Origin of the sequence: Kitasatospora sp. NPDC057500 (genome assembly GCF_042802195.1) — a bacterium.
Taxonomy (GTDB): Bacteria; Actinomycetota; Actinomycetes; order Streptomycetales; family Streptomycetaceae; genus Kitasatospora.
Genome location: NZ_JBHVER010000129.1, coordinates 1 through 23,721 on the forward strand (window position 1 = coordinate 1; position 23,721 = coordinate 23,721).

The window sequence follows — 23,721 nt, forward strand, 5'->3', positions numbered from 1 at the left end:
CAACCACCCCCATCCACTGGCCCACCATCCTCAACACCCCCACCCACCACCTCGACCTCCCCACCTACCCCTTCCAACACCAGCACTACTGGCTGCCGTCCGGTCCCGGCCTTCCCGCGACCGGCGCGCTCCCGGCCCCCCGGGCCCTCGCGGATCCGCCGTCGGACCTCCTTGAGCTGGTCCGGTTGCACGCGGCCGCCGTCCTGGGCCACACCGAGATCACCGAGGTGCCCGCGCACCTGCGGTTCCAGGACATCGGCTTCGGCTCGCTCGCCGCGGTGCAGTTCCGGGACAGCCTCAGCGCGGCGGTCGGACGGCGACTGCCCGCCACCATCGCCTTCGACTACCCGACGCCGGCCGCGCTGGCCCGCTACCTGGACTCCGGCGCGCTCACCGACACCCCGGTCCTCGTCCCGGCGGCCCTGGACGAGCCGATCGCGATCGTCGGCATGGCGTGCCGCTACCCCGGGGGGATCACCTCGCCGGAGGAGCTCTGGCGGCTGGTCACCGACGGCGTGGACGTGATGGCACCGTTCCCCACCGATCGCGGGTGGAAGGTCGACCAGGCCTTCCAGCACGCCCGGGAAGGCGGCTTCCTCTACGACGCCGCCGAGTTCGACGCCGACTTCTTCGGGATCAGCCCGCGCGAGGCGCTGGCGATGGACCCGCAGCAGCGGCTGCTGCTGGAGGTCTCCTGGGAGGCGTTCGAGCGGGCCCAGATCGACCCGCTCTCGCTCGCGGGCAGCCGGACCGGGGTCTTCGTCGGCCTGGCGGGCAATGACTACCAGGCCGTGGTGCGGGAATCCACCGCGGCCGGATCCGGGTTCGGCATGGCGGGAAACTCCAGCAGTGTGGCCTCCGGACGGATCGCCTACACCCTGGGTCTGGAGGGCCCGGCGGTGACGGTGGACACCGCCTGCTCCTCCTCGCTGGTGGCCCTGCACCTGGCGGCTCAGGCGCTGCGGGGCGGCGAGTGCTCGCTCGCACTGACCGGCGGCGCCACCGTGATGTCCACCTCGGAGGCCTTCGAGGACTTCTCCCGGCAGGGCGGGCTGGCGGGGGACGGACGGTGCAAGGCGTTCGCGGACGCCGCCGACGGCACCGGCTGGGGCGAGGGCGTGGGCGTGCTGGTACTGGAGCGGCTCTCCGACGCCGAGCGCAACGGGCACGACGTGCTGGCAGTGGTGCGCGGCAGCGCGATCAACCAGGACGGCGCCTCCAACGGCCTCACCGCCCCCAACGGCCCCTCCCAGCAACGCGTCATCCGCCAAGCGCTCGCCAACGCCCGCCTCACCACCACCGACATCGACGCCGTCGAAGCCCACGGCACCGGCACCACCCTCGGCGACCCCATCGAAGCCCAAGCCCTCCTCGCCACCTACGGCCAGGACCGCCAACACCCCCTCCTCCTCGGCTCCGTCAAATCCAACATCGGCCACACGATGGCGGCGGCCGGCGTCGCCGGAATCATCAAGACGGTGCAGGCCATGCACCACGGCGTGCTCCCCAGGACCCTGCACGTCGACCGGCCCTCCACCCACGTCGACTGGTCCGAGGGTTCGGTGGAACTCCTCACCGAACAACGCCCCTGGCCCGACACCGGACGCCCCCGCCGCGCCGCCGTCTCGTCCTTCGGCATGAGCGGCACCAACGCCCACGTGATCCTGGAGCAGGCCGCGGAGCCCGTTCCGGTCGAGGCCGTGGAGCTCCCGCCGGTGCTGCCGCTGGTGCTCTCCGCCCGCACCGAACCCGCCCTCCGCGCGCAGGCCGGGCGACTCCGCGAGTGGTACACCGGTACCGGGGCCGCGCTGCCCGCCGCCGAGGTGGGCCGCGCGCTCGCCCTCGGCCGCGCGCGGTTGCCGCACCGCGCGGTCGTCGTCGGTGGCACACCCGAGGAGTTCGCCGACGGGCTGGCGGCCCTGGCCGGCGGTGGCGTGTCGGAACACCTGGTACAGGGGACGGCACAGGCCGGCGGCGGCGCCGGTCCGGTCTTCGTCTTCCCCGGCCAGGGCTCGCAGTGGGCCGGCATGGGCCGCGAACTGCTGGACACCTCAACCGTGTTCCGCGCCGCGATGGCGCGCTGCGGGACCGCGCTCGCGCCGTACGTGGACTGGTCGCTGACCGAGGCCCTCACCGACGGAGCCCTGCTCGAACGCGTGGATGTGGTCCAGCCGGCGCTGTTCGCCGTGATGGTCTCCCTGGCCGAGGTGTGGCGGTCCTGCGGGATCGAGCCGTCCGCCGTGGTGGGGCACTCGCAGGGCGAGATCGCCGCCGCCTGCGTCGCCGGCGCGCTCTCGCTGGACGACGCCGCCCGGGTGGTGGCGCTGCGTTCCCGCCTGATCGCCGGTGAACTGGCCGGCCAGGGCGGCATGGTGTCGGTGGCCGCCCCGGCCGGGGACGTGCGGGAACTGCTGGACCGGTGGCCCGGGCGACTGGCACTGGCCGCGGTCAACGGTCCGTCCTCCGTGGTGCTGGCGGGCGACACGGACGCCGTGCAGGAGCTGCTGGACGCCTGCGGGGCCGAGCAGCTCCGGGCCCGCCGGATCCCGGTGGACTACGCCTCGCACTCGTCCCAGGTCGAGAGGATCCAGGCCGAGTTGCTGTCGGCCCTGGAGGCCGTCACACCGCTTCCGGCGCAGGTGCCGTTCTGGTCGACCGTCACCGGCGGGCTGCTGGACACCACCGAGCTGACCGGCGAGTACTGGTACCGCAACCTGCGGCAGACGGTCCTCTTCCAGGAGACCGTCCACGCCCTGGCCTCAGCCGGGCACACCGTCTTCGTCGAGACCAGTTCGCACCCGGTGACCACCGCCGGCATCGAGCAGACGCTCGACTCGTGCGGAGTGGACGGCGTGGTCACCGGCACGCTCCGCCGCAACACCGGCGATGCGGGCCAGTTCATCACCGCGCTGGCCACGCTGGGCGTGCACGGGACCGAGCCGGACTGGTCGGCGGTCTTCGGCCCGGCCACGAGCCACCGGGTCGCACTGCCCACCTACGCCTTCCAGCACCGGCGGTTCTGGCCGGAGCGGATCGAGCGGGAGTCCCCCACACGCGCGGTGACGGACGACTGGCGCTACCGGGTGGCCTGGCAGTCCCTCACCCCGCAGCCGGCCGCCGACCGGAGCGGCCGCTGGCTGGTGCTGGTGCCCGCCCGGGCGGGCGGCGAGGAGAGCGTCGCCACCCTGCTGGAGGCCATGGCCGACAGCGGCTGCGAGGCGCAGCCGCTGGTGCTCGACGCGATCGACCCGGAGCACGTGCGGCAGCAGGCCGCCGGGGCCGCCGGCGTGCTCTCACTGCTCACCTGGGACGAACGGCCGGACGTCGACCACCCGTCGGTGCCGCACGGCTACGCGCTCACGGTCTCGCTGATCCAGGCACTCGACGGCGTGGAGGTTCCGCTCTGGTGCGCGACGCGCGACGCGGTGCGGGTTGCCGACTCGGATCTGCTGGGCAACCCCGGGCAGGCCCTGGTCTGGGGCCTGGGCCGGGTGATGGGTCTGGAGCACCCGGAGCGCTGGGGCGGCGTGGTCGACCTGCCCCCCGCCCTGACCCCCCGGACCGCGGAGCTGTTCGCCCGAACCCTGGGCAACACGGGCGACGAGGACCAGTGGGCCGTCCGGCAGTCCGGCGTCTTCGTCCGCCGCCTGGTCCGGGCGACCCCCTACGCCGAGCAGCCGGACTGGCGCCCGAGCGGCACGGTACTGGTGACCGGCGGCACCGGTGCGCTGGGCGCGATGGTCGCCCGCCGGCTCGCCGAAGGCGGGGCCGATCACCTGGTACTGACCAGTCGGCGTGGCGAACAGGCGGAGGGTGCGGCCGAGTTGGCGGCCGAGATCGCCGCGCTGGGGGCGGCGGTGACGATCGCGGCCTGCGACGTCGCCGACCGGGACGCACTGGCGGCGCTGCTCGCCGGGCTCCCGGGCGAGCTGACGGCCGTGGTGCACGCCGCCGGCGTTCTCGACGACGGCCTGATCGCGTCGCTGACACCCGATCAGCTCGAACGGGCGCTGAGCGCGAAGATGACCGCCGCACGCAATCTGCACGACCTGACCCTCGACCGCGACCTCTCCGCCTTCGTGCTCTTCTCCTCCGCCGGTGCCACCGCCGGTGCGCCGGGCCAGGGCAACTACGCTCCCGGCAACGCCTACCTGGACGCGCTGGCGCAGCACCGGCACTCGCTCGGCCTGCCCGCGACCTCGGTGGCCTGGGGCGCCTGGGACGGTTCCGGCATGGCGACGGGGGCGGTGAAGGACCTGCTGCGGCGCCACGGTGTACCGGCGATCGACCCCGAGTCGGCCTTGAAGGCGCTCCAGCAGGCCCTGAACGAGGCGCAGCCGATGCTGCTGGTCGCCGACATCGAGTGGCCGCGCTACCACGTGGCCTTCACCGCCGTCCGGCCGAGCCCGATGTTCGACGAGATCCCCGAGGTTCGGGCGCTGCGTTCGGCCGCGCCGCAGGAGCCGGCGGCCGTGGGGTCCGCCCTGCAGCAGCAGTTGGCGACGCTCTCCGAGCCGGAGCGGGAGCACCTGCTGCTCGGTCTGGTCCGGACGCACTCGGCGCTGGTGCTCGGGCACGCCGAGTCCGACGCGGTGGCTGCCGACCGGGCCTTCCGCGAGCTGGGGCTGGACTCCGTGACCGCGGTGGAGCTGCGCAACCGGCTGAACACCGCAACCGGCCTGCGCCTGCCGGCCACCCTGGTGTTCGACTTCCCGACGCCGGCGGCACTGGCCGGGCACCTGTACGGCGAGCTCGGCGGCGGTGCCCCGGCCCCGGTCGAGCAGGCGCAGGTCCGGGCGAGCGACGAGCCGGTGGCCGTCGTCGGCATGGCCTGCCGCTACCCCGGCGGGGTGGCCTCGCCCGAGGACCTGTGGCGACTGGTCTCGGCCGGCCGGGACACCGTCTCGGCCTTCCCCACCGACCGTGGCTGGCAGGTCGGCGAGGGCCGGGGCGGGTTCCTGTACGACGCAGGGGAGTTCGACGCGGAGTTCTTCGGGATCAGCCCGCGCGAGGCGCTGGCGATGGACCCGCAGCAGCGGCTGCTGCTGGAGACCGCCTGGGAGGCGCTGGAGCGGGCCGGGATCGTGCCTGCCTCACTGCAGGGCAGCCCGACGGGTGTGTTCGCGGGCATCGCCGGCAGTGACTACGGCGCGCGGTTCGACTCCGCGGATCCGGACGGCGGCGGCTATCTGATGACCGGCAACGCGCCGAGCATCGTTTCCGGCCGGATCTCCTACACCCTGGGCCTGGAGGGCCCGGCGATCACGGTGGACACCGCGTGCTCCTCGTCCCTGGTGGCCCTGCACCTGGCGGCCCAGGCGCTGCGCTCCGGCGAGTGCTCGCTCGCCCTGGCCGGCGGCGTAACGGTGATGGCCAGCCCGGTGACCCTGGCCGAGTTCTCCCGGCAGGGCGGGCTGGCCGGGGACGGGCGGTGCAAGGCGTTCGCGGACGCCGCCGACGGGACGGGGATGGCCGAGGGTGCGGGTGTGCTGGTACTGGAGCGGCTCTCCGACGCCGAGCGCAACGGCCACCGGGTGCTCGCCGTGGTCCGCGGCAGTGCCGTGAACCAGGACGGCGCCTCCAACGGCCTCACCGCCCCCAACGGCCCCTCGCAGCAGCGGGTGATCCGCCAGGCGCTCGCCAACGCCCGCCTCACCACCACCGACATCGACGCCGTCGAAGCCCACGGCACCGGCACCACCCTCGGCGACCCCATCGAGGCCCAGGCCCTGCTGGCCACCTACGGCCAGGACCGGGACCACCCCCTGCTCCTCGGCTCGATCAAGTCCAACATCGGCCACACCCAGGCCGCCGCCGGCGTCGCGGGCGTCATCAAAATGGTGCAGGCCATGCACCACGGCCAACTCCCCCGCACCCTCCACGTCGACCGGCCCTCCACCCACGTCGACTGGTCCGAGGGCGCCGTCGAACTCCTCACCGAACAACGCCCCTGGCCCGACACCGGACGCCCCCGCCGCGCCGGCGTCTCCGCCTTCGGCATCAGCGGCACCAACGCCCACATCATCCTCGAACAAGCACCCCACACCACCCAGCCCACCACCGCCCCCGCGACGGGACCGCTGGTGCCGATCGTGCTCTCCGCCCGCAGCGACTCCGCACTGCGACGGCAGGCGGAGCAACTGCTGCCGCTGGCCGACACCGACCCCGGAGAACTGGGGTGGTCGCTGGCCGCGACCCGTTCGCCGATGCCGCACCGCGCCGTGGTGCTGGCCGGGAACCGGGCCGCCGTGGCCGCCGGCCTGTCCGCGTTGGCGGCGGGCGAGCGGGCCCCCCAACTGGTCGCCGGCCCGCCGGTACCGGGCCGCCTCGGGGTGCTGTTCACCGGCCAGGGCTCGCAGCGGACCGGCATGGGCGGTGAGCTCTACCGGCACTACCCGGCCTTCGCGGCCGCGCTGGACGAGGTCTGCGCCGACCTGGACCGCCACCTGGACCGGCCCCTGCGCGAGGTGATGTTCGAGCAGCCGGACCTGCTGGAGCAGACCCGGTACACCCAGCCGGCACTGTTCGCCCTGGAGGTGGCGCTCTACCGGTTCCTGGGCCTGTCGCCGGACTACCTGGCCGGCCACTCGGTCGGCGAGATCGCCGCCGCTCACCTGGCCGGCGTGCTGTCCCCGACGGACGCGGCGGTGCTGGTGACGGCGCGGGGCCGGCTGATGCAGGAACTGCCGGCCGGCGGCGCGATGCTCTCGGTGCAGGCCACGGAGGCCGAGGTGGCCGAGTGGCTCGCCGGACGGGACCTCCCGCTGGACATCGCGGCGGTGAACGGTCCGCGCGCGGTGGTGGTGTCGGGCGGGGACGCGGCGGTGGCGGCCTGCGCCGAGCACTTCGCCGGCACCGGCCGCAAGACCAAGCGGCTGGCGGTCGGCCATGCCTTCCACTCCGCGCTGATGGAGCCGATGCTCGCCGAGTTCGCCGAGGTCGCCGCAGGGCTGGAGTTCCGGCGTCCGCGGATCCCGATCGTCTCCACGGTCACCGGGGAGCCGGTGCCCGCCGAGCGGATCGCCACCGCGCAGTACTGGGTCGAGCAGGCCCGGGGCACGGTGCGGTTCGCGGACACGGTGCGGTCCATGGCCGAGGCCGGGGTGGGCACCTTCCTGGAGATCGGGCCGGACGCCGTGCTCTCCGCGTTGGGGCCGGACTGCCTGCCCGCCGGGGCCGAGGCCCTCTTCGTACCGGCGCTGCGCGACCAGCGGTCCGAACCGGAGACGGTGCTGACCGCACTGGCCCAGCTCCACCGCGCCGGGACGGCGATCGACTGGACGGCCTGGTTCGACGGGCACGCCGGTCCCGGAGTCGAGCTGCCGACCTACCCGTTCCAGCGGAAGCGCTACTGGTACCAGCCGCCCGCCGGGCCGAGCCGGCCCACCGGCGACGACTGGCGGTACCGGATCGAATGGCAGCCGCTCGCCGGGCGGCGCCCGGCACCGCTGTCGGGCCGCTGGCTGCTGCTGGCGCAGGACCCGGCGGAGGCCGACGCGGCCGCCGGGGCGCTGCTGCGCGCCGGCGCGCAGCCGGCCACCTGGCTGGTCGGGCCCGGGGAACTGACCCGCGAACTGCTGGCGGCCCGCCTGGCCGGCGCCCCGGAGGGGATCGCCGGCGTGCTGATGCTGCCCGGTCCCTCCGAGCTGGCGGGCGCCGTGGCGCTCTTCCAGGCGCTGGGCGACGCGGAGGTCGGGGCGCCCCTGTGGGTGGCCACCCGCGGGGCCGTCGCGGTCGGTTCCACGGAGCCGCTGCCCAACCCGGAGCAGGCCCGGCTGTGGGGCTTCGGCCGGGTGGCCGGGCTTGAGGACCCGCGACGATGGGGCGGCCTGGTCGATCTGCCCGAACTGCTGGACGAGCCGGCCGGTGAGCTGCTGGCCTCCGTACTGGCCGGGCGGGACGAGGAGGACCAGCTGGCGATCCGCGACGGCGGCCTGTTCGCGCGCCGACTGCTGCGCGCCCCGCAGCAACCCGCCCGGTCCGACACGCCCTGGCAACCGCACGGCACGGTGCTGATCACCGGCGGCACCGGCGCGCTGGGCGGCCACGTGGCCCGCTGGCTGGCCCGGAGCGGGGCGGAGCACCTGGTCCTCGCCAGCCGCCGGGGTCCGCTCGCGCCCGGGGCGACGGAGCTGGCGGAGGAGCTCACCAGGCTCGGTGCCCAGGTCACCGTGGTCGTGTGCGACGCCGCGGACCGGGAGTCGCTGGCGCGGACACTGGCGGCGATACCGGTCGAAGCGCCGCTGACCGGTGTGGTGCACACCGCCGGGGTGCTGGAGAACCTGCCGATCGACCGGCTGACGCCGGAGGCCCTGGAGGCCTCGCTCTGGTCCAAGACCGTGGCAGCGCGCAACCTGCACGAACTGACCGCCGATCAGAAGCTGGAGGCCTTCGTCCTGTTCTCCTCGGTCTCCGGGGTCTGGGGCAGCGCCGGGCAGGGTGCCTACGCCGCCGCCAACGCCTACCTGGACGCTCTGGCCCAGCACCGCCGGGCCTCCGGGCTGGCAGGGCTCTCGGTGGCCTGGGGCGCCTGGGACGGCGGCGGGATGGCTGCGGGCGACGGCGTGGAGTGGCTGCGACGGCGCGGGGTGATCCCGATGGCGCCCGACCGGGCGGTCGCGGCACTGGCCGCTGCGCTGGACCAGGACGAGACGGCGGTGGCCGTCGCCGACATGGACTGGTCGCTCTTCGCTCCGTCGTTCACCCTCAACCGGCCCAGCCCGCTGATCGAGCAGCTGCCCGAGGTGCGGCAGGTGCTGGAAGCGGCACCCCGGCCGAAGGCCGCACCCGCGTTGGCCGGGGTCTCCGGTCCGGAACGCCGGCGGGCCCTGCTCGCGCTGGTTCTGGAGCAGGTCGCCGCCATCCTCGGCTACGACTCGGCGGAGGTGGCGCCCGAGGTGAGCTTCCGGGAGCTGGGCTTCGACTCACTGGCCGCGGTGGAGATGCGCAACGCCCTCAAGGAGGCGACCGGCCTGCAGCTGCCGCCCGCCCTGGTCTTCGACCACCCGACGCCCGACGCGCTGGCCGACCACCTCGACGCGCTCCTGGGCCGTCAGTCGGCCGACGAACCGCGTCCGGTGCTGGACCAGCTCGACCAGTTGGAGCAGGCGCTCGCCCGGATCGGACCGGACGACGCGCTGCGCTCCAAGATCGTCACCCGCCTGCGCGGCCTGACACTCGCCTGGGACACCGGCCGGCAGCCCGGCGCAGCGGTCCTGGAGACCGTCAGCGACGACGAGCTGTTCGACTTCATCAACACGGAATTCGGAAGGGATTAAATGTCCAACGAGGAGAAGCTCCGCGACTACCTCCGTTGGGTCACCGCCGACCTGCAGAAGGCGCGCCAGCGCGTGGCCGAGCTCGAAGACGCCGACCACGAGCCGATCGCGATCATCGGCATGGCCTGCCACTTCGCCGGCGGCGTGGATTCCCCGGAGGACCTGTGGCGGCTGGTCGAGTCCGGCGGGGACGCGGTCGGCGGCCTCCCGGCCGACCGGGGCTGGAACCTGGCCGAGCTGTACGACCCGACGGGTGACCGGCCCGGAACGTGCTACGTCCGCGAGGGCGGCTTCCTCGACGGCGCGGCCGAGTTCGACGCCGGGTTCTTCGGGATCTCGCCGCGCGAGGCGCTGGCCATGGACCCCCAGCAACGGCTCTTCCTGGAGACCTGCTGGGAAGCGGTCGAGCGGGCCAGGATCAGCCCGGCCGCGGTGCGCGGCCGCGACATCGGCGTCTTCGCCGGGGTGTCCGGGCGGGACTACGGCGGTGACCTGAGCGCGGCCGGACCGGAGGTCGAGGGCCACGTGGTCACCGGCAACGCCGTCAGCGTGGTCTCCGGCCGGGTCGCCTACACCCTGGGGCTGGAGGGCCCTGCGGTCACCGTCGACACCGCCTGCTCGTCCTCCCTGACGGCGCTGCACCTGGCCGTGCAGTCGCTGCGCCGGGGCGAGTGCTCGATGGCGCTGGCCGGCGGCGTCGCGGTGATGTCCAGCCCCGCCGTACTGGTGGAGTTCTCCCGCCAGCAGGCGCTGGCGCCCGACGGGCGCTGCAAGGCGTTCGGCTCCGCGGCCGACGGCACCGGCTGGGGCGAGGGGGTGGCGGTGCTGCTCGTGGAGCGGCTCTCCGACGCCCGCCGCAACGGCCACGAGGTGCTCGCCGTGGTCCGGGGCTCCGCCGTCAACCAGGACGGCGCCAGCAACGGACTGACGGCGCCCAGCGGCCCCGCACAGCAGGAGGTGATCCGGCGGGCCCTGGTCGAATCGCGGTTGACGCCCGACCAGGTGGACGCGGTGGAGGGACACGGCACCGGCACCACGCTGGGCGACCCGATCGAGGTCCAGGCGCTGCTGGCGACCTACGGGCAGGAGCGCGACCACCCGCTCTGGCTCGGCTCGGTCAAGTCCAACATCGGCCACACCCAGGCCGCCGGGGGCGCGGCCGGGGTGATCAAGATGGTCATGGCGCTGCGGCACGGCGTACTGCCGCCGACCCTCCACGCGGCCGAGCCGACGCCGCACGCGGACTGGTCGGCCGGCGCGGTCCGGCTCCTGACGGAGCGCCGGGAGTGGCCGGAGCGCGCCGAGGCGCGGCGGGCAGGGGTCTCGGCCTTCGGCATGAGCGGCACCAACGTGCACCTGATCCTGGAAGCGGCCCAGGAGTCCGGTTCCGCCGACGACGGGCCCGCCGCCACCGAGCCGCTCGGCGGCGGGCACGAACGGCCCGTCGCCCTCCGGGTGCTGCCGTGGGTGGTCGGTGCCCGCAGCGCCGCCGCCCTGGACGAGCAGACCGCCGTGCTGCGCACCCACGCCGCCGCGCTGGCACCCGCCGACGTGGCGCACTCACTGGTGGCCACCCGGGCGCCGATGGAGCACCGCGCGGTGCTGCTCGGCGAGGACCTGCCCGAGGTGGTCGGACAGGTGGTGCCCACCGCCGCGCCGGTGTTCGTCTTCCCCGGCCAGGGCGCCCAGTGGATCGGCATGGGCCGCGAACTGCTGGACCGCTCACCGGTCTTCGCCGAGCGGATCGAGGCCTGTGCGAAGGCGCTGGCACCGCACACCGATTGGTCGCTGCACGAGGTCCTCACGGGCGCCGAGGGCGCGGCCCCGCTCGACCGGGTGGACGTGGTGCAGCCCGCGCTCTGGGCGATGATGGTTGCGCTGGCCGAGGTGTGGCGGGCGTGCGGGGTGGAGCCGGCCGCGGTGGTGGGCCACTCGCAGGGCGAGATCGCCGCCGCCTGCGTGGCCGGGGTGCTGTCGCTGGACGACGCGGCGCGCGTGGTCGCGCTGCGCAGCAGGGAGCTGCTGCGGCTCTCCGGCCGGGGCGGGATGGTCTCCCTGGTGCTGACCGAGGAGGCCGCTTCCGCCCTGATCGAGCCCTGGGGCGAGCGGCTGTCGATCGCCGCGGTGAACGGGCCCCGCGCGGTGGTGGTCTCCGGCACGACGGAGGCCCTGGACGAGCTGGTGTCGGCCTGCGAGGCCGCCGGCACCCGCGCCCGCCGGATCCCGGTGGACTACGCCTCGCACTCCCCCCAGGTGGCCGGGCTCCGCGACGGGCTGCTCGACGCGCTGGCCCCGATCACCCCGCTGCCGGGCACCGTGCCGTTCGTCTCCACCACCGACCACGCCGGTGAGCCCGACGCCGAGTACTGGTACCAGAACCTGCGCGGCACCGTGCGCTTCGACCGGGCCGTCGAGCAGCTGCTGCGGCAGCGCCACGGAGTCTTCGTGGAGGTCAGCCCGCACCCGGTGCTCGCCACGGCGGTGCAGGAGCGGATCGAGGAGAGCGGCCGCCCCGCGGCTGCGGTCGGCACCCTGCGGCGCGGCGAGGGCGGCCCGGACCGGCTGCTCGTCTCGCTCGCCGAGGCGTACGTCTCGGGTGCTCCGGTCGACTGGGCACGCCTGCTGCCCGCCGGGGCGCGTGTGGTGGACCTGCCGACGTACCGCTTCCAGCGGCAGCGCCACTGGCTGGTCGCGGAGCGGGAGCGGGAGGCCGGGGACCCTTCCGAGGCGCAGTTCTGGGCGGCGGTGGACGCCGACGACCCAGCGGGGCTGGCCCGGCTGCTGGACGGACCGGCCGACGGGTGGCAGGAGGCCCTGCCGGCCCTGGCCCGGTGGCGACGCGACCGGCTGACCGGCTCCGAGCTCGACTCCTGGCGCTACCGGGTGACCTGGACGCCGCTGTCCCCCGGGGCCGCGGCGCCGTCCGGCAGCTGGCTGATCGTCGACGCCCCCGGCGGCTCCGCGCTTGGCGCTGAGCTGGAGCACGGACTGGGCGTGCCCACCGTCCGGATCGAGGGCTTCTCCCCCGAGTCGTTGGGGGATCCCGGCGAGTTCGCCGGGGTGCTCTCGCTGCTGGCGCTGAACGAGCGCCCGGACGTCGAGCAGCCCTCCCTGCCGGCAGGTCTCGCGGACACCCTGCGGCTGATCCAGGGGCTGACCGCGCTGGAGTCCGGGGCTCCGCTGTGGTGCCTGACCCAGGGCGCCGTCTCGGTCGGACGCTCGGATCCGCTGCGCAGCCTGCCGCAGGCGGCCTGCTGGGGCCTGGGCCGGGTGGCCGGCCTGGAACTGCCGCGCAGCTGGGGCGGGCTGGTCGACCTGCCCCAGCGGCTGGGCCCCCGCACGCTGGAGCGCCTGGCCCGGATCCTGGCCGCACCGGTCGGCGAGGACCAGCTCGCGCTGCGCGAGGCGGGCGTCTTCGGCCGCAGGCTGGTCCGCTCGGCCCGCGCCGAGGCCTCCGCGGGCCGCGGCCGGCAGCCGGACGGCACCGTCCTGGTGACCGGCGGCACAGGGGCGATCGGCGCCCACGTGGCGCGCTGGCTCGCCGCTGCGGGCGCGGAGCGCCTGGTGCTGACCAGCCGCCGGGGACCGGCCGCAGCGGGCGCCGAGGAGCTGACGGCCGAGTTGGCGGGGAGCGGCTGCGTGGTCACGGTCGCGGCCTGTGACGTGGCCGACCGCGAGGCGCTGGCCGCGCTGCTGGCCGAAGTCGGCCCGGTGAGCACCGTCTTCCACGCCGCCGGGGTCGGCCAGGCCACCGAGCTGCTGCGGACCTCCGTGGCCGAGCTGGCCGAGGTGGTGTCCGCCAAGGTGGCCGGCGCGGTGAACCTGGACGCGCTGCTGCCCGACGCCCGGCTGGTGCTCTTCTCCTCGGGCGCCGCCGTGTGGGGCAGCGCCGGCCAGGGCGCCTACGCCGCGGGCAACGCCTTCCTGGACGCCCTGGCCGAGGAGCGCCGTCAGCGCGGGCTGCCGGCGGTCTCGGTGGCCTGGGGCAGCTGGGCCGACAGCGGCATGGTGGGTGAGGAGGCCGACCGGCTGCTGAGCGCGCGCGGGGTCCGGCCGATGCCGCCCGAGCGGGCGCTCGCCGCGCTTCGGCAGGCGATCGCGGACGACGAGACCCAGATCACCGTGGCGGACCTGGACTGGTCCCGGTTCGCGCCGACCTTCGCGGTGGCCAGGCCCCGGCCGCTGATCGCCGAGATCCCCGACGCCGTCGAGGCGCTGCGCACCGAGGAGCCGTCGGGCCCGGGCGGCGGCGGGCAGTCCGCGTTCGCCGCCCGGCTCGCCGGGCTGCCCGAGAGCCGGCGCCACCGTGCCCTGGTCGACCTGATCCGGACCCGGGCGGCGGCCGTGCTCGGCCACCCCGGCCCGGAGGCGGTCAGTACCGGCCGGCCATTCCAGGACCTCGGCTTCGATTCGCTCACCGCGGTGGAGCTGCGCAACCGGCTGAACGCCGACACCGGCCTGCGACTGCCCGTCACCCTGCTGTTCGACTACCCGACCCATGACGTCCTGGCCGGCCACCTGGCCTCCCTGCTGGCCGACACCCTTCCGGAGCCGGCCGCGTCGGCGGTCGCCGCCGGCGGGTCGGACGAGCCGGTGGCCATCGTCGCCATGGCCTGCCGCTACCCGGGCGGGATCCGCACCCCGGAGGACCTGTGGCGGGTGGCCAGGGACGGCGTCACCGCGGTCGGCGAGTTCCCCGCCGACCGCGGCTGGGACCTGGACGCGGTCTACGACCCGGTGCCGGGCCGACCCGGCACCAGCTACACCCGCAACGGCGCCTTCCTGGACGACGCGGCCGGGTTCGACGCCGCCTTCTTCGGGATCTCGCCGCGCGAGGCCCTGGCCATGGACCCGCAGCAGCGGCTGCTGCTGGAGACCTCCTGGGAGCTCCTGGAGCGGGCCGGCATCGACCCGCACGCGGTGCGGGGCAGCGACACCGGCGTCTTCGCCGGGGTGTCGGGCAGCGACTACGCCGACCGGGTCCAGAGCGTGCCCGGCGGGGTCGAGGGCTACCTGGGCACCGGGAACGCGGGCAGCGTGGCCTCCGGCCGGATCGCCTACACCCTGGGCCTGGAGGGCCCGGCGATCACCGTGGACACCGCGTGCTCCTCGTCCCTGGTGGCCCTGCACCTGGCGGCCCAGGCGCTGCGGGGCGGCGAGTGCTCGCTCGCGCTGGCCGGCGGCGTCACCGTGCTCTCCACGCCGGAGGCGTTCGTCGAGTTCTCCCGGCAGGGCGGCCTGGCACCGGACGGGCGGGTCAAGGCGTTCGCGGACGCCGCCGACGGCACCGGCTGGGGCGAGGGCGTCGGCCTGCTGCTGCTGGAGCGGCTCTCCGACGCCGAGCGCAACGGGCACCGGGTGCTCGCCGTGGTCCGCGGCAGCGCCGTCAACCAGGACGGCGCCTCCAACGGCCTCACCGCCCCCAACGGCCCCTCCCAGCAACGCGTCATCCGCCAAGCCCTCGCCAACGCCCGCCTCACCACCACCGACATCGACGCCGTCGAGGCCCACGGCACCGGCACCACCCTCGGCGACCCCATCGAAGCCCAGGCCCTCCTCGCCACCTACGGCCAGGACCGGGACCACCCCCTCCTCCTCGGCTCCGTCAAATCCAACATCGGCCACACCGCCGCGGCGGCCGGCGTCGCCGGCGTCATCAAGATGGTGCACGCGATGCACCACGGCGTGCTCCCCCGCACGCTGCACGTCGACCGGCCCTCCACCCACGTCGACTGGTCCGCCGGAGCCGTCGAACTCCTCACCGAGCAGCGCCCCTGGCCCGAGACCGACCGCCCCCGCCGCGCCGGTGTGTCGGCGTTCGGCGTGAGCGGCACCAACGCCCATGTGGTCCTGGAACAGGCGCCCGATCCGGCAGCTGCCACGCCGGCCGCCGGGGCCGAGGAACCGGCCGTTCCCCCGGTCCTTCCGTTCGTGCTGTCCGCCTTCGACGAGGCCGCGCTCCGGGCCCGGGCCCGGGCACTGGCCGCCTGGACCGCCGACCGCCCCGGGCTCACGATGGTGGAGCTGGCCCGTTCCCTGGCACGGACCCGGGCGTCGCTCGAACACCGGGCCGTCGTCACCGCCACCGACCGCGAGCAACTCCTCGACAGGCTGGCCTCGTTGGCCCGGGACGGTGAAGGCCCCGGCGTGGCCGCCGGCCGAACGGCCGACGGCGCCCTGGCCTTCCTGTTCAGCGGCCAGGGCGCGCAGCGGGTCGGCATGGGCCGGGAGCTGTACGAGCGGTTCGAGGTCTTCGCGGCAGCGCTCGACGAGGTGGCAACCGCCATGGACCCGCACCTGGACCGCCCGCTGCACGAAGCGCTCTTCCACGACCGCGAGGCGGTGCACCGGACCGAGTACACCCAGGCGGCGCTGTTCGCCGTCGAAGTGGCGCTGTTCCGGCTGGTCGAGTCCTGGGGCATCAGGCCCGACGTCCTGATCGGGCACTCGATCGGCGAGGTCACCGCAGCCCATCTGGCCGGGCTCTGGTCGCTCCCCGACGCCTGCGCCCTGGTGGCCGCGCGCGGCCGGCTGATGCAGCGGCTGCCGGGCGGCGGCGCCATGGTGGCGATCCGGGCCTCCGAGGCCGAGGTGCTGCCACTGCTCGGCGAGCGGGTTTCGCTGGCGGCGGTCAACGGCCCGGAGGCGGTGGTGATCTCCGGTGACGAGGAGGCGGTGCTGGCGGTCGCGGCGGGGTTCGAGCGGACCAGGCGGCTGAACGTCAGCCACGCCTTCCACTCGGTGCTGATGGACCCGGCCCTCGCCGAGTTCGAACAGGTCCTGGCCCGGATCGAGTTCACGCCGCCGCGGCTGCCGATCGTGTCGAACCTGACGGGGCGGCCGGCCACGCCGGAGGAGCTGTGCTCGCCCGCCTACTGGGTCCGGCATGCGAGGGAGGCGGTCCGGTTCGGCGACGGCGTGGCCGCGCTGGCCGAGTACGGAGTCACCCGGTGCCTGGAACTGGGGCCGGATGCGACGCTCAGCGCCCTGGTGCCCGGGGCGGTGCCCGCACTGCGCCGGGACCGGCCCGAGTCCGAGACCCTGGTGGCCGCGGTCGCCGCGCTGTACGTGCGGGGCGTGCCGGTGGACTGGGCCGGCCACTTCGGCCCGGGCGACTGGGTCGAGCTGCCGACCTACCCGTTCCAGCGCGAGCGCTACTGGCTGGCGGAAGCCACCAGCGGCCACCCGATGCTCGGCGGGCCGGTGGCGCTGGCCGACTCCAACGGGGTGGTCTTCCCCGGCCGGGTGTCGCCGCGCACCCACCCCTGGCTCGCCGACCACGCCATCATGGGCACCCCGCTGATGCCCGGCACCGCGTTCGTGGAGCTGGCGCTGCACGCCGGGCGGGAGTTGGACTGCCCGGTGGTGGAGGAGCTGGTGCTGGCCGCCCCGCTGGCCTTCACCGGCCCCGGCGCCGTCGAGCTTCAGGTGGCGTCCGCCGAGCCGGACGCCGCCGGCCGGCGCGCCGTCACCGTGCACTCCCGCCCCGCGGACACCCCCCGAGCCCCCTGGACCCTGCACGCCTCCGGCCTGCTGGCCCCCGGTCCCGCCGCCGCGGCGGCCGACCTGTCGAGCTGGCCCCCGGTGGACGCGGAGCCGGTCGAGGTCGACGGCTTCTACGCCGCGACGGCCCGCAACGCCTTCGGCTACGGCCCCGCGTTCCAGGGCCTGCGGGCGGCCTGGAGGCGCGGGGACGAGGTCTTCGTCGAAGTCCGACCCGCTCCCGAAGTGGCGGTCGAGGCCGGGCGGTTCGGCCTGCACCCGGCCCTCTTCGATTCGGCGCTGCACGGCATCGGGCTGGGCGGCTACCTGCCCTCGGACGGTGTGCCGAGGCTGCCGTTCGCCTGGGCGGGCGTCAGCGTCGTCCGGCCCGGCACCGGCGCGCTGCGGGCCCGGATCAAACCGGCCGGAACCGACGCGGTCGCGGTGGACATCGCGGACGAGGCCGGACAGCACATCGCCGCCATTTCGTCCATGACGCTACGCCAGTTCGACGGCAGTCGACTGGAGTCGGACTCCATCGACCGTTCGCTCTTCGCCCTGGACTGGGTCCCCCTGGACGCTGCTCCCGAATCCGCCGCGCCGACGGAGGTGCTGGTCCTCGACCCGGACCGCCCGCACCCCGGCGGCACGGCCCGGCCCGGTGCGCCGCTGCCCGAGATCGTGCTGGCGCCGCTGCCCGACGGCCGCTCCGCCGCCGACACCACCGCCTACGCCGCGGGGCTGATCCAGGACTGGCTGGCCGACGAGGGCTCCCGGCCCACCCTGCTGGTGCTGGTCACCGACGGCGCGGTCACCACCGGGCCCGGCGACCCCGTTCGACACCTGGCCGGCGCCGCCGCCTGGGGCCTGGTCCGCTCCGCCCAGACGGAGAATCCGGGCCGGTTCCTGCTGGTGGACTCCGCCGACCTGGCGGCGGTGCCTGCGGCGGTCGCGGCCCAGATCGCCGCGGACGAACCGCAACTGGCGGTACGGGCCGGCAGGCTCCTCGTTCCCCGGCTGGTGCGTCCGGCGCCGACGACCGCCGCGCCGCCCGGGTTCGATCCGGAGGCCACCGTGCTGATCACCGGCGGCACGGGCAGCCTGGCCGCCGTGGCGGCCGGGCACCTCGTCACCGCCCACGGGGTCCGCCGACTGGTCCTGGCCGGCCGGCGCGGCCCGGAGGCGCCGGGTGCGTCCGAGCTGGTCGCCCACCTCGCCGAACTGGGCGCCTCCGCCGAGGTGGTGGCCTGCGATGTGGCCGACCGCGCGGCGGTGGCCGACCTGCTCGGCCGGATCCCGGACCTCGGCGCCGTGGTGCACGCCGCCGGCGTGCTGGACGACTCGCTGGTCACCGGCCTCACCCCGGAGCGGATCGCCGCCGTGCTGGCTCCGAAGACGGCCGGCGCGGACCACCTGGACGAGCTCACCGCCGGCACCGGGCTGACGGCCTTCGTGCTGTTCTCCTCGCTGGCGGGCACGCTCGGCGCCGGCGGCCAGGGCAACTACGCCGCCGCCAACGCCTATCTGGACGCCCTCGCCGAGCGCCGGCGCGCCGGGGGGCGGCCGGCCGTCTCGGTGGCCTGGGGGCCGTGGCAGCAGCGGGGAGGGATGCTGGACGCACTGGGCGAGGAGGATCTGCGCCGGATGGCCCGCTCCGGCCTGTCCCCGATCTCCGCGGCGCGGGGCATGGCCCTGCTGGACACCGCACTGGCCTCGGACCGGGCGGTGCTGGTGGCGGCCGACCTCGACCCGGGTGTCGCCGACACCCCGCTGCTGCGTGCGCTGTCCGGCCGCCGGGCCCGCCCGGCCCGGTCGGACGAGGACGCGCCGATCGCGCCCAACTCCGGTCTGCCGCAGCGCATTCGCGCGCTTCCCGTCGCCGAGCGGACGGAGGCCCTGCTAGAGTTCGTCCGGACCCGGGCCGCCATGGTGATCGGCCGGGCCTCCGCGGCCGAGGTCGGTGCGACCCGGGCCTTCAAGGAGCTGGGGTTCGATTCCCTGGCAGCCGTGGAGCTGCGCAACCGTCTGGGTGAAGCGACCGGGCTGCGCCTGCCGGCCACCCTGGTGTTCGACCAGCCCACCCCCCAGGCCATGGCGGAGTACCTGCTCGACCGCCTGACCGAGTCCGGGCCCAACGAGGCGGCCGAAGCGCTGGCCGAGATCAACGACCTGGAATCCCGGCTGCTCGCCATGACCGCCACCGCCACCGAGCGCGCCGCGGTCGCCACCCGGCTCCGGGTGCTGCTCACCAAACTCAGCACGGACGTCGACGCCGTGCCGGACGCCGACCACAAGGACGAACTCACCGCTGCGTCCGCGGACGACCTGCTCCGCCTGATCGACAACGAGTTCGGCTCATGAGCGATGAGAGGACACACATGACGACCGCCACCGACACCGCGTCCGAGTGGGGCATCGAGAAGATCGATGTCCCCGCCTACCTGGAGCGCATCGGTCACACCGGCCCGACCGAGCCCACCGTGGCAACGCTGACGGCACTGCAACGGGCGCACATCCTCGGCATCCCGTTCGAGAACCTGGACATCATCCTCGGCCGGGGCGTCCAGCTGGACCTGGAGACGGTCCAGAACAAGCTGGTCACCCTCGGTCGGGGCGGCTACTGCCACGAGCACAACCTGCTCTTCGCGGCCGTGCTGGAGCGGCTCGGCTTCTCGCTGACCCGGCTGCTCTGCCGGGTGAGGCTCGGCAATGCGCCGGGCCAGGTGCAGTCCCGCTCCCACTCGGTGCTGATCGTGGAGGTGGACGGTCAGCGCTACCTCTCCGACGCCGGCTACGGCTGCCTGGGCCCGCTGGAGCCGGTGCCGCTGGTCGACGGCGCCGTCTCCGAACAGGACGGCTGGAAGTACCGGATCCACCAGGAGGGCCCGATCACCGCCCTGCAGATGCTGAACAACGACGTCTGGGTGGACTCGGTGGCCTTCGACACCACGCTCTTCCACCCGGTCGACTTCACGATGGCCAACTTCGGCTCCAGCCACTACCCCCGATCGCCGCTGGTGGTGGCGCTCTTCACGCAGGCCGTACTGGAGGGTCCGGACGGCATCGTCCGCAAGGCGCTGTTCGGAAAGACCATCCAGGACTTCACCACCGGCGGAATCGCCAACCAGCGCGTGCTCTCCCCTGCCGAACTCGTCGCCGAACTCCGCGACACGATGCGGATCCGCCTCACCGACGAGGACATCAAGCAGATCGAGGAACTCGGCTGACACGTCGCGGCACACCGCTGTCCCACTGATTCCCGGCTCCGGTCCCGAGGGGCCGGAGCCGGGAAGATTCGACCACGGCGCTTGCAGCACCGCTACCGACACCCCCCACCCCGACGGCCATGGGCCACCCACGTAAGGGTTCTACAGGGAGGGTAGGGGATTGAAGCCAGGGGGCCCCGGGTCGGTACGTTGAAACCCCGAGACATTGAGCTCGTCGCGTCCGATCGGCTGGTGAAACCCCGTCGGACACCCATTCCAGGAAAAGTGAAGGGAAATTGGCCATGGCCGACGGTGCTGTCGAAATCCTCGATTTTCCGATCCGCCGGGGGTGTCCGTTCAAGCCGCCCGCCGAGTACGACGCGTTCCGCGCGACCGGCGCGCCGGTCCAGGTGCGGCTCTACAACGGGACGCCCGCCTGGGTGGTCACCGGCTTCGAGGAGGCGCGGGCGATCCTGAGCGACGAGCGGTTCAGCTCCGACATCACCAACCCCGGGTACCCGATCTTCGCCCAGGCACTCGAACCCATGCGGCACACCCCCACCCTGGTCACCATGGACGGCCCGGAGCACAGCAGGCTGCGCCGTCTGGTGATCAGCGAGTTCACCATGCGCCGGATGAACGGCCTGCGCCCCCAGATCCAGCAGGTCGCGAACGGGCTGATCGACCGGATGCTGGAGCAGGAGCACGAGCAGCCGGTCAACCTGGCCGAGGCCTACTCCTTCCCGCTGGCCGGCTGTGTCATCGGCAGCCTGCTGGGCCTGGACCTGGACACCATCGAGGGGTTCATGTCGGACGCCCGCAAGGCGACCGTGGTGCAGGACTTCGCCGAGTTCATCCGGATCCAGATCGCCTTCCGCGAGTACCTGCTCGGGGGAATCGAGCAGAAGCACCACGACCCGGTCAACGACGTGCTGAGCACCATCGTCGCCAAGTACAAGGAAGCCGGCGGGGCCGAGACCTTCGACGAACTGGTCTCGCTCATCATGGTGATCGTGGGCGCCGGCTACGGCCCGACCGCCTCGATGCTCTCCAACGGCATAACCGCGCTGCTGGCCCACCCGGACCAGCTGGCGGTCCTGCGCCAGGAGCCGGCCCTCTGGCCGGAGGCGGTGGACGAGGTGCTGCGGTTCGTCAGCGTCTCGGACCTGTCGGCGCTGCGGGTCGCCGTCGAGGACGTGGAGATCGGCGGACAGCTGATCCGGGCCGGCGAGGGCGTCGTCGTGCCCAACGGAGGGGCGAACCACGACCCCGCGGCCTTCAAGGACCCGGGCGTCCTGGACGTCCGCCGGACGGAGGCCCGCCAGCACCTGGCCTTCGGCCACGGCATCCACCAGTGCCTGGGCGGCAACCTGACGCGGGTGGAGCTGGAGATCGGCTACCGCACGCTGTTCGAGCGCGTTCCCACGCTGCGACTGGCCGTCCCGGTCGAGGAGGTCAGGTCACCGGAGAACGCCCAGCTGCCGGAGATCCACAACCTGCCGGTCGTGTGGTGACCCGCGTCCTCGCCGACCGGGAGCGCTGCATCGGCTCCGGCAACTGCGCCCGGCTCGCACCGGCCTCCTTCGACCAGGACGACGACGGCCTGGTGGTGCTCCTGGCCTCCGGCCCCGGGCCGGAGGCCGGACCGGTCCACCAGGCCGTCCGGACCTGTCCGGTCAAGGCGCTGAGCGTGTCCGAGGAGGGATCGGGGTGACGATCGGCTTCATCATCGGCGGCGGGGTCGCGCTCGAACCCCCGGGCCTGGCCCTGTACGAACGCTATCCGCAGATGCGCGACTGGACCGACCAGGTGGTGCGCTGGTCCGGGTTGACGCTGGAGCAGCTCTACACCGAGGACCTCTCGGTCCAGCTGTACGGCGACGACGACGCGGCACGACCGGAGCTGCGGCATGTCGCGTCGGCCCGGCAGGCCATGCTCGCGCTCGGGATCGCCGACGTGCTGGCCGAGCAGGGCATCCGGCCGAGCCTGCTGGGCGGCTCCAGCCTCGGCTGGATGATCTGCGCCTGCCTGGCCGGTGCGATCACCCGCGAGGACCTGTTCGCGATGCTGGAGTTCAACAGCCGCCAGCCGATGTCGCCGCCCGGTGAACCGGGGCTCGGCGTCGCGGTGGCCATCATCGGCGTCGACGCCGACCTGGAGTGGTACTGCGGCCCGAACCGGCCCGGGGTGCACTTCGCCTCGGACGTGGGCGGCGTGTTCGCCGACGGCAGCTACCAGATGGTGATGTTCTCCGGCCGGCTGGACGCGCTGAGGCAGCTGGCGGCCGAGGCTCCGCAGGGCCAGCTCAACGTGATCAGCGTGCTGGGCGGCGGGCACACCCCGTTGCAGGAGTACTACGCCGGTGCGGTCCGGCCGTACCTGGCGACGATCCCGTTCCAGGACCCGAAGGTCCCGGTGGTCTCCGCCCTGGCGAAGGGCGTCGCCGTCACCACGGCCGAGGGGGTCCGCGCCGAGTTCGCGGCCAACCTCACCACCCCGGCGTACCTGAACCACGTGAAGCAGAGCCTGGCCGAGCGCGGCACCGAACTGGCCCTGCTGCTCGGCGCGGGCGTGCCGGTCCCGCTGTTCGCCTGGCCGTACCCGACCCGTGGCGTCTCCACGCCGGAGGAGATCGAGCAGGCGGCAGCCGCGGTCTACGACATGGGAATCGAACTCACGTTCAACTGACGCCCTCGCGACGGCTTGGGGCGGTCCACACAGAGAAGGCGTTACGTGGCTGACGAAGCAGAGCTGGTCGAGTACCTCCGTCGCATGACGGGCGACCTGCGCAAGGCGCACCGCCGCATCCAGGACCTGGAGGCGGCCGACACCGAGCCGATCGCGATCGTCGGCATGGCCTGCCGGTATCCCGCCGACATCGCCTCCCCCGAGGACCTCTGGCAGCTGGTCGCCGACGGGCAGGACGCGATCGGCGGCTTCCCCACCAACCGCGGCTGGGACCTGGCGGCCCTGTACCACCCCGATCCGGACCACTCCGGTTCGTCGTACGTCCGCGAAGGCGGCTTCCTGTACGACGCGGCCGGCTTCGATGCCGAGTTCTTCGGGATCAGCCCGCGCGAGGCGCTGGCGATGGACCCGCAGCAGCGGCTGCTGCTGGAGGTCTCCTGGGAGGCGTTCGAGCGGGCCGGGATCGATCCGGGCTCGCTGAAGGGCAGCCGGACCGGCGTCTTCGCCGGCCTGATGTACCACGACTACGCGGCCCGCCGCGCGGTGACGCCCCAAGAGGTCGAGGGCTACCTCAGCACCGGTGTCGCCGGCAGCGTGGTCTCCGGCCGGATCTCCTACACGCTGGGCCTGGAGGGTCCGGCGGTGACGGTGGACACCGCCTGCTCGTCCTCCCTGGTCGCCCTGCACCTCGCCGCCCAGGCGCTGCGCGGCGACGAGTGCTCGCTCGCCCTGGCCGGCGGGGTAACGGTGATGTCCACCCCCACCACCTTCGTGGAACTCTCCCGGCAGCGGGGGCTGGCGGGGGACGGACGGTGCAAGGCGTTCGCCGATGCGGCCGACGGCACCGGCTGGGGCGAGGGCGTGGGCGTCCTGGTACTCGAACGGCTCTCCGACGCCGAGCGCAACGGCCACCGGGTACTCGCCGTGATCCGCGGCAGCGCCGTGAACCAGGACGGCGCGTCCAACGGCCTGACCGCCCCCAACGGCCCCTCACAGCAGCGCGTCATCCGCCAGGCCCTCGCCAACGCCCGCCTCACCACCACCGACATCGACGCCGTCGAAGCCCA

6 protein-coding genes and 1 pseudogene are annotated in these 23,721 nt (G+C 74.3%); all 7 read left to right on the top strand.

Going from position 1 to position 23,721, the window contains the following annotated elements:
• Positions 1–185: 185 nt before the first annotated feature.
• Positions 186–9,278 (top strand): annotated as a pseudogene (locus ACFU74_RS24605) (SDR family NAD(P)-dependent oxidoreductase); the annotation flags it as partial.
• On the top strand, positions 9,279–19,121 hold the full coding sequence (locus ACFU74_RS24610) for a type I polyketide synthase (RefSeq protein ID WP_380760325.1): 9,843 nt from the start codon (positions 9,279–9,281) through the stop codon (positions 19,119–19,121).
• Between the two features lie 17 nt (positions 19,122–19,138).
• On the top strand, positions 19,139–19,987 hold the full coding sequence (locus tag ACFU74_RS24615) for an arylamine N-acetyltransferase (protein WP_380760328.1): 849 nt from the start codon (positions 19,139–19,141) through the stop codon (positions 19,985–19,987).
• Positions 19,988–20,268: 281 nt separating this feature from the next.
• On the top strand, positions 20,269–21,480 hold the full coding sequence (locus tag ACFU74_RS24620; RefSeq protein WP_380760330.1) for a cytochrome P450: 1,212 nt from the start codon (positions 20,269–20,271) through the stop codon (positions 21,478–21,480).
• Positions 21,474–21,680, top strand: coding sequence for a ferredoxin (locus ACFU74_RS24625; protein ID WP_380760332.1), 207 nt, complete (start codon positions 21,474–21,476; stop codon positions 21,678–21,680). The genes ACFU74_RS24620 and ACFU74_RS24625 overlap by 7 nt, the downstream gene beginning before the upstream one ends.
• Entirely contained in the window at positions 21,677–22,654 is a 978-nt protein-coding gene (locus ACFU74_RS24630) for an ACP S-malonyltransferase (RefSeq protein ID WP_380760334.1), read from the top strand. The genes ACFU74_RS24625 and ACFU74_RS24630 overlap by 4 nt, the downstream gene beginning before the upstream one ends.
• A 45-nt stretch (positions 22,655–22,699) precedes the next feature.
• A partial coding sequence (locus ACFU74_RS24635) for a beta-ketoacyl synthase N-terminal-like domain-containing protein (protein ID WP_380760336.1) occupies positions 22,700–23,721 on the top strand: 1,022 nt, incomplete at its 3' end.